Genomic DNA, 13700 nt, shown 5'->3' on the forward strand with positions numbered 1-13700 from the left:
GTATCGCGGGCAGTCTCGACCACCTCGATGGGTGGGAGCTGCGGCGGCTATGGGGAGCCGGTCGGCGTGCGCCTGTTCGCGCTGCATCGATGCGTACGAACCGCGCCTGCGGGTCACTGCGCCCCCAGGCGCGGCGGCGCGGGTGTTACTTCTCGGTCTTGCCGTGTTCCCCGCTGATGGACTCCTGGTAGAGGTCCGCGTAGGTACGGGAGTCCTTGATCAGCTCGTCGCAGAACGCGGCGACGTCGGTACCTATGAGTTCCAGCACCCCCTTGCCCGAGGCGACCCCCTCCTCGAAGAAGTCGACGATCCCGGGGAGCAGAGGCCCGTCGGGCAGGTCGATCGGTCCGACCTTGAACAGGTACTTCTGCATCTCGTTGTAGACGATCTGGTAGTCCGGCGGGAGCGCCTTGACCCGGGCCTTGTGCGCCCGCCACTGCTTCTTGCCTTCGATGATGTCCTGGATGCCCATGTCAGCCTCCCAGCCGGCTCAGTTTCCTTGCGACGTTCCTGTTCAACTGCTCGCGCCACCGGTCGCGGTAGGTCCGTGCCCCTTCGCCACCGGCCAGCGCCGTGCAGAAGCCCTGGACGTCGTCGCCGAGGACCTCGTCGATGCGCTGCCCGTCCGCCGCCGTCTCCTCGAGCAGCCCCAGGGCGGAGTCGAGGATCGGCATCAGGTTGCGGCCGGTGAAGTCACCGTGAGGGAAGAGATGAGCCTTGATCTGTTCCCATGCTGCCCGGTAGTCGTCCGGCAGCGCCGCGGCCCGGGATTCGAACGCCTTGAATTCCCTGGTGAGATCGCTGCCTGTGATGGTCTCCCAGAAGTTCATCTCCCGCCCTCCTTGAGCCTGTCGATGCGTGATGAGACGTACTGCCATTTCGCCCAGAACTTCGCGAGTTCCTCGCGTCCGGCGTCGTTGAGCGCGTAGAACTTGCGCGGCGGACCGACGCCGGAGGGTCGTTTCGTCACCTGGACGAGCTTGTTCCTCTCCAGTCGCAGCAGGATGGTGTACACCGTCCCCTCGACGACGTCGGTGAAGCCGAGCTCGTTCAGCTGACGGGTGATGGCGTAGCCGTAGGTTTCCTCGCTGCCGATGATTTCGAGCACGCATCCTTCGAGCGTGCCCTTCAGCATCTCCGTCAGATCCTCCATTGCGAGCCCTCCTCGGCTCCCTTGGTACTCCGTAGTACCGAGTACCACTACACAGTATCACCGAGTAGTGGACTCGGCCAGCATCGGCGAACACGGACCGGACTTTGCGATCCGTGCAGAGGAACCGCATCCCTCGTCGCCGGTCCGTCTCGGCACGGCAATTCATGGGACGGGTGAGTGGCCGGTGATCCGACCCGTGGACGGCTCTTGATCACCGAAGGCGTCCTCGGCACCGGAGCCGGGGCGATCGTGGATTGGCTCCCCGCCCTCGCAATCGCCCTGGCCGTACTCGCCGCCGGAACCTGCGGCATGGCCGGCACCGTCGTCCCTGCACCTGCACGACGAAGAACGCAGGTGAGGACAGGTGCGGCTGTAAGTCGTCCGCAGACCGGATGAAGATCAGCAACACGGCCCGCCGGTAGGGTCCCGCGTTATGACTGTCGCTCGTTCCGTTGCCCTGTTCATCGTCGCCGCCCTCTTCGAGATCGGCGGTGCCTGGCTCGTCTGGCAGGGCATCCGCGAGCACAAGGGCTGGATCTGGATCGGTGCCGGCATCATCGCCCTCGGCCTGTACGGGGTGGTCGCCACGCTCCAGTCCGACGACAACTTCGGCCGCATCCTCGCCGCCTACGGCGGCATCTTCGTCGCCGGATCGATCGCCTGGGGCATGGTCGCCGACGGCTACCGCCCCGACCGCTGGGACGTCATCGGAGCACTCGTCTGCCTTGCGGGCATGGCCGTCATCATGTACGCGCCCCGCAGCCACTGACCTCACACCGCGGCCCCAGCAGCACCAAGTCGCTGCGGCCTCCATTGTGAGACTTCTGATAGCCGGAACCACCAGCATGCTCGGGGTTCGTCATTCTGCGTCCCGAGCAGGTCAAGGCGGTCAGGGACGGAGGGCGTAGCAGCGGAGGACATCCAGATCGGCCGTATGGACGCGGGACCATCCGGCCGCGAGCGTCTCCGCTTCCGAGAACGTGATGCCCGGCTCCTGGAGGCGGTGATCGTGCCGGCGTCGGCCGGAGACCTCGGTCACGACCCAGAAGGTTCCGCCGGGTGCGAGGAGCCGGCGGACACGGTCGAGGAAGGCCGGTTTGTCGTCCATCCACCGGTAGACCAGGCGGCAGGTGATGACCGCGTACGCCGGCTCCGGCAGGCCCGTGAGATCGCCGGTGATGATGTCGAGGCACTGCCACACAGGCCCGCGCCCGGACCCCGAGCTTCGGGAGGCGGCGAGGGCGACGGCGCTGGGCGAGCAGTCGATGCCCGTGGTGCGGTAGCCGAGGTCATGGAGGTGGCGGGCCAGGGCGCCGTCGCCGCTCCCGACGTCGAGGGCGGCGCGTCCGCGGCCGGGGCCGAGGTGCTCGTCCAGGAGCCGGGTCTCGGCGTCGTCGAGTTGCCGGTATCGGCGGCCCTCGGCCCACAACGGCTCCCAATAGGCGGCGGTGGAGGTCGTCTCGGTCACGTGACTCCTTGGCGTGTGGGTGGGCACAGTGCAATAACTGCCGCCACCGGAGCCGGGTCAGTCATGGAAGCTGTCGAGAACGGAGGAACCGGCTGGCCCTGGCAAGGTCCTCAGGTGTGTCGACTGCGAGCCCGTCGTCCACGACGGGGTGCATCTTTACGCGGTGACCGTGTTCGAGGAAGCGCAGCATCTCGACGCCCTCGGTTCGCTCCAGCGGCCCGTGCGGGAGTTGTCGGAACAGGCTGAGGGCCGTTCCCGTCAGGCCGTAGAGCCCAAGCTGCCGCAGGTACTTCGGTCGGGCGTTCCGCGGATAGGGGATGGGCTGGCGGGAGAACATCAGGGCGTTGCGATCTGCGTCGACGACGACCTTCACGACGTTGTGGTCCAGGACCGCGCCGGCGTCGTCCAACTCCGCGTACGCGTTCACCGCGAGTGTGCCCGGCTCCAGGCGCTCCAGGGCCGCGGAGACCGCATCGATTGCGGCGGGGGAGATGAACGGTTCGTCACCCTGCACGTTGATGTACGCGTCGGCGCTGAGGCGCTGCGCGCACTCCGCGACGCGGTCGGTCCCGGTGGGGTGTTCTCCCGTGCGCATGCACTCGATGCCCAGGTCGCGGCACGCCTCCTCGATGCGTTCGTCGTCGGTGGCGACCACCACGCTGTCGAGGCGCTTTGCCTCGAGGCAGCGCTGATGAACGTGCCAGAACAGCGGCCTGTTCCCGAGCTGGGCCAGGGGCTTGCCGGGAAACCGGGAGGCGCCCCAGCGGCAGGGGATGACCGCTATGTTTCGGCGTGCGGGGGTGCGTGGGGACGCGGTGGCAGCCACGGTGCTCCTGTCGGTGAGTATCGAGCGTGGGGGGCGAGGTCGTGTGCAGCCCGTTATGCCGCGTGGCCATACGCGACGGAACTGGTAGCCAGTGCCTGCATGTGGGCTCGCATGCCGGTGTGGAGGTTGACCTGGGGCCGCCAGCCGAGGACCTCGTGGGCGCGGCCGGGGTTGGCGCGGGTGGTGAGGACGTCGCCGCTGCGCGGGTTCTCCTGGTGGACCTGGATCTCGCGCCCGGAGAGGCTGTTCGCGATGTTGATCACTTCGAGCAGGGAGGCGCTCGAACCGCCCCCGACGTTGATCACCCCGCTGGCCGTCGGGATGGTGGCCGCGGCCACCGTGGCAGCCACCGCGTCGTCGATGTACGTGAAGTCCCGGCGCTGGTGCCCGTCCCCGTACAGACGCAGTGGCCGGCCGGTCAGGGCCGCAGTGAGCGCGCGGTGCGTGAACATGTCCTGGCGCTGGCGAGGGCCGTAGACGGTGAAGTACCGCAGGGCGACGACGCTGGTGGGGCAGTGCGCCTGTGTGGAGTGCGCGAGACAGAGCTGCTCCTCGGCGAGCTTCGTGACCGCGTACGGAGATGCGGGCTGGGGCCGGTCGGTCTCGATGCTTGCACCACCGTCAGTGGGCCCGTAGACGCTGGAGGAGGAGGCCACTACGAGCCGCGGGACGCCCATCCGGGAGGTGGCTTCCATGACGCGGTGGGTGGCGAGGACGTTCGAGGCGACGTACTCGCTGAACTTCGGCCCCCATGAAGGGCGTACCCCAGAAATGCCCGCCAGGTGGAAGACGGCGTTCGCCTCCACGAGAAGCGGCTCGATCGCGCAGCTGAGGAGGTCGGCGGTGACGTGCATGTACCCCGGGAGCCCCTGCAGGACGGAGAGGTTGGCCGCGGCCGTGGGGTCGGTGGCCGGGCCGCGCCGGTCGACGCCGATGACGACGGCGCCCGCTTGGACGAGGGCGTGCGCGAGGTGGGAGCCGATGAAGCCGGCGGCACCGGTCACCACGGCCCGGCGGGGCACGGCGGCGGTCAGGTGTGATGGGTGATGCGACACGGGGATCTCCAGGATTTCCGGGGAGGGCGTGGTTTTCAGGTGAGGCGGGTCAGAACGGTGCGACCGTGGGTACTGAGCGAGAGGTCGTCCTGCTCGTGCCCGCGGACCAGGGCGGTGACGGCCTCGATCGCGCCGAAGGACTCCAGCAGCCGCTGTTCGGTGTCATTCAGTGGCTGTCCGTATCCGGCGAAGAACGCTGTCCGGAGGCTCGGGACGGCCTGCCAGCGGCGGAACTCGAGCCGGGTGAAGTCGCGGATGCGGGCGTCGCGGCGCATGTGCTCGAAGTCGCACAGCCCGAAAGCGTCGCCGATGAGCCAATTCCGAGGCTGGTAGTCGAGGTGGCATACGGCGCTGTCCATGAGCGTGTTCGCCAGGACGTCCGCGTTGTGGTTCAGGCGGTCGCGTTCGACCTTGGAGATGAGATCGGCCCGGTCTGCGCGGGCGATCCAGTCGCATAGCCGCTGGGCGAGTTCCGTGCCGACGGCGCCGGTACGCGGCGCCGAGGTGGCATGGTGCAGCTTGCCCAGCACGCGCCCGGCCTCGTAGTGGGCCTGCTCCTCCTCGGGCGACCCCGGTGCGACCGTGTCTGCCCGTACGCCGGGGACAGCGGTGAGCAGCAGGGTGCACGTCCGATCCTGGCGGCCGACCACGCGGGGGACATGGCCGATCAAGCGAGATCCCCAGGCGAGGTAGGCGTGCGACTCGCGGGTGTACCGGTCGCGTTCGCTGTGCTGCTTGGCGAAGAACTCGTCGCCGTCGGTGTTGACCAGACGCATGACACGGGACGGGAGCGTCGGATCGTGCACGACACGGACCTCTCCGAGGGCGCCTCGGGCCAGGTTCAGACGCGGGTCGTCGAACATCGTGATCACGAGGCGGCCTCCTGCGTTAAGGCGGCCAGGTGCTCGGTGTCGTTATGCCGGTCGAGCATCCACCGTCTCTGTCCGAGGCGGTTGAGGTGGTGCTGCCAGCGGGTGACGGACGCGTGCGAGACCGTGAATCCTGCCGAAGAACCGGGCGGGATCCCCAGGAGTAGGGTGTGCGCAACGATCACAGTCTCGCCGTGCGCGGCGAACAGGATGCGGTCACCCTCGTGCTGCTCGATGAGCTCCTGCAGGAGGCGGCCGGCGCGTTCCAGGTATCCGTTCCAGGTGTCGGATCCGGCTGCCCACGGCTTGTCAGGGTGGGCGTGAGGCCCACCATCGGCGGCGGCCTTCACGTCGGTCCAGGGCAGACCGTCGGCGGCGCCGTGGACGGGACCGTCGAGACGGTCGTCCGTGTGCAGGGGGAGCCGAAGGGCCTGGCTGATGATCTCGGCGGTCTGGCGCAGTCGGATGCGCGGGCCGGTGTGCAAAGCGTCGAAGGGCTTGGCGCGGTGCTCGGCGGCGAGGCGGAGCGCGACCCGTTCGACCTGGTCGTATCCGATGTTGGTCAGTCCGGTGCAGGTGCGGGGGCCGCCGACGAGGCCGTCGATGTTGCACTGGGCCTCGCCGTGGCGGACGAAGACGAGTTCGGTTGTGATCATGCGGATCCTTGGGGGCGGTGTCGGGACGGCCAGCTGTGGAGGTAGCCATTGCGCCCGGCGTACGGAGCGGTCAGGACGGCGTGCAGGGTGAGGAAGTCGTTGAGCCGCCGGCGATCCGTGGTGGCGAGTCGGGGGTTGTGGCGCTCGGCCGCCTCGTTGTAGGTGCGCAGGGCGGAGTCGATGGCCGGGGTGGGCAGAGGCCCGTACGTCAGGATGAGCGTCGCGATCAGCTTCGCCAGGTCGTACCCCATCGGCGCCAGCGTGAGGTCGTCGGTGTCGACCGTGTAGACATCGCCAGCTTCGGTGAGGAGGAAGTTCCGGGGGTTGCTGTCCTTGTAGAACGCAGTAGGCCCCTCGGCGGTCTTCTCCAGCAGCGTCAGCATCGCGTCGAGGGCGTCCCGGTCCGCCAGGTACCCCTGCTCCAGTCTTCTTCGCAGCGCGGCCTGCCGAGGCCCGGTGTAGTCACCGAACGCGATGCCGTCCCGGAAGCGGTGCGGCGTGTTCAGGGAGGCCGGCCGGAGGTCCGTGGTCCATGCGGCGCCGTGGGCGTCGCCCAACAGCGCGGCCAGGGCCGGCAGGTCCTCGGGCCGAGCCGGGCGGCCGTCGATCCATTCGTACGTCAGGCTCGTCGGCCCGACCACGGTCAGCGCCGGCAGCCGCAGCGGCCGTGCGTGCTCGGCGAGCCAGGCGTGATGGCGGGCTGCCGCGGCCACCAGGCCAGGCGCCTCGAAGCGCTTGGTGAAATACCGGAGCCTCACTGCGGTCCTCCCCGCGACTGGGCGAGCACGAAGGTGACGAGGGATTTGGTGGTGAGGGGCCGGTCCGGCAGCAGCTCGTGCAGGGTCGTGGCGAGCGCGGCCGCGTCGCCGTAGAGGCCACGGGCCAGGTCGTACTTCGGGTTGGTGGCGAGGTACTCGGCGACGTGGTCGTGGCCGTCGAAGGTGAAGGTGTGCTCTTCGTGCTCCACGGCGTGTACGTCGAGCGACACGGCGACCAGGTCGGCGAGGTTGCCGCTGTGCGCCGAGACGTACAGGCTCTCGTGCTGCTCTGCTGCTGGATCGAGGCCGGCGGCAGCGACGAGCTGGTCCATCTCCCGGTAGCTGTCGAGGCTCTTCGTGACGAACACGGCCAGACCGCCGGGAACGAGCGCCCGGCCGATCTCCGTGACCACGGACCGCGGACGCGGCGAGTGATACAGGCAGAACGCCGCGACGACGACATCGCACGACCCGGCGGACACAGGGAGATGGTGGAAGTCGCCCTGATGGAAGGTCACCGGGAGATCGGGGAGTCGCCGGGCGCGCTGACGTGCCTGCTCAAGCAGGGCCGGTGCGGCGTCGAGGCCGACGACGTGCCGGGGGCGGAGGTCCTCGGCGAGGGTCAGGCTGCTCGTGCCTCGACCGCAGCCGAGGTCCAGGACCAAGCCGAGGCGATCCGGTCGCTCGTGGTGGTGGCGCACCAGCCCGACGATTGTGTCCGGTACCGGGCGCCCGGAGGTCTTCGCCCGCATCAGCGCGCTGGACCGGCTTGCCAGCCGAGAGTCGTCCCCGTACAGCTCCGCCTGCCACAACGGGTCCAGGAACGGGTTGATGCCACTCACGCCGCACGCTCCCCTCGGGCGAGCGGTGCACTCAGCGGTGCTCGGCGGCGACCTTCCGCAGCCAGCGACGCGTCTGCCGCCGGCTGGACAGCAGCACCACGTCGGCACGGCCCGAGGCGAACTCGCCGATCTTGGCCATGACCCGCGGGCGCATCTTGCGGCGGTACGTCGCCACGTACTTGATCACGCCCCAGTGGATGCGGTTGTGCACCCCGTTGCCCTTGTGCCCGGCCCCGTGCCGGAGCTGGCGGGAGAAGATCCCGAACAGCGCGGCCGCGGTCGAGACGTCCATCAGGACCACCGTGTCGCAGGCTTCGAGCCGGATCTGCAGCGTCGAGTTGTAGTTCCCGTCGATCACCCACCTCGGCTGCGCGACCAGCTCCCGCTGCAGATCGGCGAACCTCTCCATGGGCAGCTCGTTCCACTCGTCGTCGTAGAACGCGGCGTCCAGGTGCGTCACCGGGGCGTCGAGAATCCTGCCCAGCTCGCGCGCCAGGTACGACTTGCCGCTGCCTCCGCAGCCGACGATGGCGACCTTCTTCATGATGCTCCAGCGTAGAGGTGCTCGGGTGCTCGGTCGGACCGGCGGCCCGGGCACCTTCGGATGATCCGGACTTGGCGACCTGGCTGCTCAGCTGCATCAGGCCGCTCCGCGTTCCAGTGCCACGACGGGGTACACGGCCGTGTTCAGGACGGCTTCCAGCGCGTCGACCTGTCGGCTCAGGCGGAACAGGTCCAGGCGGTCCAGGCAGGTCGCGATCAGGTCCGCGTGCTGCTGGGTGCCGGCGATCTGCTGGAGGTGGTTCAGTCGCTCGATCACCTCGTCGCCGGAACGGACGATCAGCTCCTGGGGCACGAAGCGGTCGGCGTGCACGATGTCGGCAGGAGCGAGCGGGAGGCAGCCGGCGAGTACGGCCTCGAAGATCCGCTGAGTCACCTGCCCGACGGCGGCGTACCGCTCCGGCAACATGAGCACGGTCGCCAACGACCTGCCGTACACGCCATGGACCGCCTCGAAAGGGAGCCTGCCGAGGAACCGGACGTGCGGCCAGCGGCTGGCGTTGGTCCACTTGCCTCCGACGAGGTGGTCGAAGCGCGCGGCGGCCGGTGCGAAGAAGCGGTCGAAGTGCTCGTCGCGGTCGTACTGGTTGCCGAGGTACCCGAGGACGAGGTCCCGGGGCCGCTTGGCGAGCGCGACCGGATCCGCCCCGGCGAGCAGGCAGTCGTCGACGGGGAAGAGCAGGCGGTGAGCCCCAGGCGTCGGTTCGAGGGCGGCCTCGCAGACAGTGGCCTGGGGAACGCGCCGCCACACGCCTTCCGCCCGGAGCTTGCGGTCCTTGTCCCAGATCACGGTCGGCGTCTTCCTGCGCACCGTGTAACGGGTGAGCAGCTCGGCTTGGCGGTGCAGGTCGCAGGTATGCCCCTCGGTGCCGCATGGCGTCGTGTTGCGCCCGTCGATCGCCCAGCGCCACTCCAGGAACAGGGCGTCGATGTCCGGGCTGCCGCTGTGGAAGGTGTAGGCGTTGCTCAGGTCGTCGCCGGCCTCGATCAGGTCGCGGTTGGCCTGCAGGAAGACGATCTCGTGGCCGCGGTCGAGGAGGGCGTCGATCAAGGGGCGGCGGTGGCTGCGGCCCCCGTCCGGTGTGTCGGTGATCCCGTTGCCGAGGAAACCCCAAAAGCTGTATCCGATCCTCACTTGGTGATCCACCGTCCTTCTAGCAGCAGGGCGTCCAGCCCCGAGTTGGCCAGGCAATCGAGCGCCATCTCCGGTGTCCCGCACATCGGCTTGCCCTTGACGTTGAGCGAGGTGTTGATCAGCACCGGTACGCCCGTGCGCCGAGCGAAGGCGCTGAGGACCTCGTGCATGAACGGGTTCTGCGAGCGGGTGATGGTCTGCAGGCGGGAGGTGCCGTTGGCGTGCACGATGGCCGGCACCAGTTCGCGTGCTTGGTCGGTCACGCCGGACGCCATCGACATGTACGGCGCCTCCTGACCGAGGGTGAAGAACTCCGCAGCACGCTCGGCCAGGACCATAGGGGCGAAGGGACGGAACGGCTCCCGGAACTTCACTGTGGCGTTCAGCCGCTCGACGACGCCAGGCTCCCGCGGGGAGGCCAGGATGGAGCGGTTACCCAGGGCGCGGGGGCCGGCCTCGACCCGCCCTTGGAAGAGCCCGACGATCAAACCGTTGGCGAGCTGCTCGGCGAGGAACTCGGCCACGTCGCTTCCCAGCGCCTTCTCTTGGAGGCGGGGCCACCGGGTGAGGTCGAGGGCTGCTCCCTCGAAGGACGGACCGAGGTAGCAGGCCCGGGTGACACCGGACACGGGCTGTCGGCCGTGGCCGTCGTGGTGTACGGCGATGGCAGCGCCGATCGCGGTGCCGGCGTCGCCGGGGGCGGGCGGCACGAAGACCTCTTCGAACACGCCAGCGTCGATGATGCGGCCGATGCTTACGCAGTTCGTGGCGACGCCGCCTCCGACGCACAGTCGGCGGGAGCCGGTGATGGTCCGCGCTCGGCGAGCCAGGTGCAGCATCACCTGCTCGGTGCGCTCCTGGAGGGCTGCGGCCAGGTCCCGGTGCACGTCGTGCAGCTGTTCGCTCGGATGGCGTTCGGGGCACGTCTCGTCGATGAAGCGCCGGGAAGTCCTTGGGTAGCCCGAAGTCAGCACACGCGGGGGAAAGTAGAGCGGGTCGACGGCGAAGCCGGTGGGGGTGACGCGGACGGCACGAGCGAAGAGTTCCCGGAATCGCTCGGGATCGCCGAGCGCGGCGAGCGCCATCACGGTGCCTTCCTCGTCACCGCGACGCCAACCGAGGTGCTCGGTGACCGCGCCGTACACGTACCCGAGGGAGGCGGGATCGTTGATCGCCTCCAGGGTGCGGGTGCGTGGTCGGAGTGCGTCGTGCCCGCGGGCGATGGTCGTGGTCTGCCGCTCGCCGAGGCTGTCGATGACCAGCACGGCGGACTCGTTCCACCCAGAGGCTGCGAAGGAGGCCAGCTGGTGGGCCCGGTGGTGCAGGACGGGGGTTACGCGTGCGGCGGGGAACCGACGGCCGATGTCGCGGACCCGGATCTGAGTCCGCCACGCCACCTTGGCGAAGCCCCGGGCTCGTGGCACCGCCCGGTCACGCGTGGTCGGTGACAGGGCCAGACGCAGGGAGGCCGGGGATTCGAGTAGGTAGCGGGTGGGCTGGAAGTTGTAGGCCACGGCGTCGACGTCGGTGGGGGACAGTCCGGCCTCGCCGAGTAGCCACTCGACGGCGTGGCGCGGGTAGTCCTTGGTGTGCTTCTTCTGGGACAGCCGCTCCTCCTCGACGAAGCCGACGAGCTGCCCGTCGACGAGCAGCGCGGCGGCGGAGTCGTGGGTGTACGAGCACAGCCCGAGAATGACCGAGGGCGCCTGGTCCACGGCCGCCGTCACCGCGCACCGGCCGAGGCATGCGCGGATGAGGTCGTGGAGCGACGGTTCAGCTCGTCGTACCAGGCGGTCATGGCCTGACCGAGCGGCCCGTCGATCTTGCCGGCCAGGGCTGTCGCCTGCTCCCGTCGGCCGCCCTTCCAGAGCTGGTAGCTGCGCAGGGTCTCGGACATGGTGTCCCAGCCGGCGTGGCCGGTCACGTCCCGCCCCCTGACCTGATGGAGGAGGTCGTCGAAGCCCTCCCACGACGTGGTGAGCTCCGGCATGTTGACGCTCGCGACGATCGAGGTCAGCTCCTCGGCCTGGTCGAGGTGGTTCTCGTAGATGTGCAGCGACCCGATGTGGTGGTGGAACTCGCCCAGCTCGGCGCCGACCCAGCCGGCCACGAGCTCGTGCAGGACCGTGTAGAAGAACAGGTCGTACGGCATGCCGATCCACACGTCCTGACCGCGCATCGTCGTCGACATGTGCAGGCGGCCGTCGCGCAGGGAGAAGCGGAAGCCCAGCGTGCAGGGCACGTCCTTGTGGCCGGCGGCGTCCCGGGCCGGGTCGTAGAGCTGGATCAGGGCCCGGCGGGAATCCGGGTCCTGCTTGAGGATCTCCACGACGCGGGCCAGCTGGTCCACCGTGCCCGCCCACTTCCGCATCCGCGGGCCGTAGGCGCCGCGCAGGACCCCGTCGTCCGCGTACTGTCGAAGCTTGGTGTTGTAGTCGAAGATCCAGGGCTCGTCGGAGCCGGAGAGGATCCAGACGGTCTCGGCCACCGCGAACGCGGGGTTCAAGATCCTGCTCGGGGGCGCGTACAGCAGGCGGGCCCGCGGACGGGTCAGCCGCATGTGGACATCGAGGACCTCGCGAGTGGCCATGCCGCGGGGGCTCACGATCTCACCGGACTTGGCCAGGGATACGGCACCGACGAAGAGTTCGGCGATGCTGTCGGCGGTCAGGGATGTCATCGGGCGGGAGCTCCTTCGTTTCGGACGTGTTCGACCTGATCGCCGGACGCGCGGCTGACGATGAGTCGCGCGACGAGGGCGGCGCTGTCGCCGCTCCAGCGGCAGACCGCGTCGGTCGAGCCGGGCTCGGCAGCCGTACCCGGCTTGCGGAGTGCGGAGAGCGCGTCGGCAATGTCTCCGGCGGTGCCGCAGCGTCGTGCGAGGCCGTGGGCGGCGAGCCCGAGCGTGTATTCGTTGGGCGTACCGATTTCGAGGATTGGCACGCCCAAGAGGGCGGCCTCAATGCCGCACGTCGAGTAGGCGCTCGCCACGACGTCGGCGCCGGCGAGGCAACCCCGTGCCCCTACCTGCGGATCGGCGACGGCCACGAGCGGCCTTCCGTCCCGCTGCATGAGCGAGGCGAAGACCTCCGGGCCCTGCGCCGGGTGCGGGGCAATGACCAGTCCCCATTCGCCCTCGGCGTTCCACATCCCGTCCAGGAGGAGGTCGGCGTGGGCCTTGAGTCGGTCGGGACCGAAGGGCTGGCAGGCCCAGACCATGATCCGGTCGGGGATCCGCCCGGATCCGGGGACCAGCAGCTTCTCGAGGTACTGCCTCTGGGTCTCCCGCCCGAGGCCGGCGAGGACGTCGAAGCGGGGCTGCCCCAGCACGTGGACCTCGGCGTCCGGGTGCCGCGCCCACGCCTTGGCGAGCGGGACATCGCGATCTCCCATGACGACGATGTCCCGGCTGTGCAGCGCGGGCCACGCAACCGACTCCGCAGTCCAGGCCCCGTGCTGCACATGGACCGTGTTCACGCCGTTGAGCTCGGCCAGGTGGGCGGCGAGCGCGCCGACCGGGCTGGTGTCGTTACTGACGAGCAGCGTGTGCGGGCGAGACGCCTCCAGGACACCGCTCAGCCACGTCTCCAAACGGACCACGGAGCGCCACGACGGCTGGGTGCATCCCCCACTTGTCTCCAGCAGGACGGCCAGGAGACGGACCAGACGCGAGAGCCGGACGACGTGTTCCTCCACCTGCACGACGTGCTCGTCGTCCCGCGGCTGCAGACGCCCCACGGCTCCGGACAGAGCGAAGAGGCCAGGAGGAGGCGTAACGAGCGTGATGCACTCGACAGCTGGGGTGTCGCAGTGTTGCGCCGGGTCCGTAGCGAGATCGACGAGGAGGCTCGTCCGGCCACCACCTGCCAGGTTCTCGAGTACCGGCAGCAGAGTGGCCGCATGTCGGGACGACCACGAGAGCGCGACGACGCCGGTGCGTGGCAGCGCCGACGGGGGAGGGCTTGGCACCCGGGTGTCGACGCGCACCGACTGCAGACTGCTCACCTGCGCCGAACGGAACGGGTTGTACAACGCAGTTGCCCCGAGCAGATACGCGATGCCGGACCAGGTGACGGTGTAGGCGAGGTACTCTCGCGAGCTGCTCTCCCGCAGCCCGACGAGCCCCTCGTGCGGAGCGATCTTCAGCGGGCCGGGCGCCTCTCTGAACGGCTCCCAGGCGCTGAGAGCCATCAGCTTGCGCACGACGTGAGCCACCAGGCGCCGGACCGGTACGTGCTGCACGTACAGCCACCCGGCCCCGCCCGGCGTCGTCCTGAGATAGGCCCCGTACCACTGGAGGGCGTCCATGACACGCTCGACCAGGGCTTCGTGCTCCTGCGTGTCCACGGGCAGCGCCTCCAGCTCGCTGGTCGTGAT

The 13700-nt window shown here is 69.3% G+C and carries 16 protein-coding genes; 1 reads left to right on the forward strand and 15 read right to left on the reverse strand.

Translation table 11 applies throughout. The annotated features are described in order from the left end of the window. Positions 1–145 precede the first annotated feature (145 nt). From ACFWJO_RS25955 to ACFWJO_RS25965, 3 genes are read right to left on the reverse strand one after another with little or no spacing between them, the layout of a single operon-like run. The gene (locus ACFWJO_RS25955; protein WP_386868803.1) at positions 146–472 is read right to left on the reverse strand and encodes a DUF1048 domain-containing protein; all 327 of its coding nucleotides are present in this window, start codon (positions 470–472) and stop codon (positions 146–148) included. Position 473: 1 nt separating this feature from the next. Beyond that, a complete protein-coding gene (locus ACFWJO_RS25960) occupies positions 474–830 on the reverse strand; it encodes a DUF1048 domain-containing protein (protein ID WP_386868805.1) in 357 nt (118 codons plus the stop codon). After that, positions 827–1153: a PadR family transcriptional regulator gene (locus ACFWJO_RS25965; RefSeq protein WP_385809288.1), complete on the reverse strand. Its 327-nt coding sequence runs from the start codon at positions 1151–1153 to the stop codon at positions 827–829. Before ACFWJO_RS25965 ends, ACFWJO_RS25960 begins: the two co-directional genes overlap by 4 nt. Before the next feature lie 433 nt (positions 1154–1586). Between ACFWJO_RS25965 and ACFWJO_RS25970 the strand changes: the two genes are divergently transcribed. Then, the gene (locus tag ACFWJO_RS25970; RefSeq protein ID WP_386868807.1) at positions 1587–1922 is read left to right on the forward strand and encodes a YnfA family protein; all 336 of its coding nucleotides are present in this window, start codon (positions 1587–1589) and stop codon (positions 1920–1922) included. 120 nt (positions 1923–2042) lie between these two features. Here ACFWJO_RS25970 and ACFWJO_RS25975 read toward each other — a convergent pair whose 3' ends face one another. The 12 genes from ACFWJO_RS25975 to ACFWJO_RS26030 all read right to left on the reverse strand — a co-directional run bounded on the left by ACFWJO_RS25975 (position 2043) and on the right by ACFWJO_RS26030 (position 13670). Next, entirely contained in the window at positions 2043–2621 is a 579-nt protein-coding gene (locus ACFWJO_RS25975) for a class I SAM-dependent methyltransferase (RefSeq protein WP_386868809.1), read from the reverse strand. Between the two features lie 61 nt (positions 2622–2682). Beyond that, on the reverse strand, positions 2683–3447 hold the full coding sequence (locus ACFWJO_RS25980) for a 3-deoxy-manno-octulosonate cytidylyltransferase (RefSeq protein WP_386868811.1): 765 nt from the start codon (positions 3445–3447) through the stop codon (positions 2683–2685). 53 nt (positions 3448–3500) lie between these two features. Continuing rightward, positions 3501–4502, reverse strand: a complete 1002-nt coding sequence (locus ACFWJO_RS25985) for an NAD-dependent epimerase/dehydratase family protein (RefSeq protein WP_386868813.1) — start codon at positions 4500–4502, stop codon at positions 3501–3503. 35 nt (positions 4503–4537) lie between these two features. Then, the gene (locus ACFWJO_RS25990) at positions 4538–5365 is read right to left on the reverse strand and encodes a phosphotransferase (RefSeq protein WP_386868866.1); all 828 of its coding nucleotides are present in this window, start codon (positions 5363–5365) and stop codon (positions 4538–4540) included. Between the two features lie 5 nt (positions 5366–5370). After that, a complete protein-coding gene (locus ACFWJO_RS25995) occupies positions 5371–6027 on the reverse strand; it encodes a histidine phosphatase family protein (RefSeq protein WP_386868814.1) in 657 nt (218 codons plus the stop codon). Beyond that, complete coding sequence (locus ACFWJO_RS26000; protein ID WP_386868816.1) at positions 6024–6785, reverse strand: phosphotransferase; 762 nt, start codon at positions 6783–6785, stop codon at positions 6024–6026. Before ACFWJO_RS26000 ends, ACFWJO_RS25995 begins: the two co-directional genes overlap by 4 nt. Next, the gene (locus ACFWJO_RS26005) at positions 6782–7627 is read right to left on the reverse strand and encodes a class I SAM-dependent methyltransferase (RefSeq protein ID WP_386868818.1); all 846 of its coding nucleotides are present in this window, start codon (positions 7625–7627) and stop codon (positions 6782–6784) included. Before ACFWJO_RS26005 ends, ACFWJO_RS26000 begins: the two co-directional genes overlap by 4 nt. A gap of 31 nt (positions 7628–7658) precedes the next feature. Then, positions 7659–8171, reverse strand: a complete 513-nt coding sequence (locus ACFWJO_RS26010; protein ID WP_386868819.1) for a topology modulation protein — start codon at positions 8169–8171, stop codon at positions 7659–7661. A gap of 96 nt (positions 8172–8267) precedes the next feature. Next, positions 8268–9323, reverse strand: coding sequence for a hypothetical protein (locus ACFWJO_RS26015; protein WP_386868821.1), 1056 nt, complete (start codon positions 9321–9323; stop codon positions 8268–8270). Further along, entirely contained in the window at positions 9320–11038 is a 1719-nt protein-coding gene (locus tag ACFWJO_RS26020) for a carbamoyltransferase (RefSeq protein ID WP_386868823.1), read from the reverse strand. The genes ACFWJO_RS26015 and ACFWJO_RS26020 overlap by 4 nt, the downstream gene beginning before the upstream one ends. 8 nt (positions 11039–11046) lie before the next feature. After that, entirely contained in the window at positions 11047–12003 is a 957-nt protein-coding gene (locus tag ACFWJO_RS26025) for a thymidylate synthase (protein ID WP_386868825.1), read from the reverse strand. After that, on the reverse strand, positions 12000–13670 hold the full coding sequence (locus ACFWJO_RS26030; RefSeq protein WP_386868827.1) for a hypothetical protein: 1671 nt from the start codon (positions 13668–13670) through the stop codon (positions 12000–12002). Before ACFWJO_RS26030 ends, ACFWJO_RS26025 begins: the two co-directional genes overlap by 4 nt. Positions 13671–13700 lie beyond the last annotated feature (30 nt).

Source organism: Streptomyces sp. NPDC127092, from assembly GCF_042722475.1.
GTDB lineage: Bacteria > Actinomycetota > Actinomycetes > Streptomycetales > Streptomycetaceae > Streptomyces.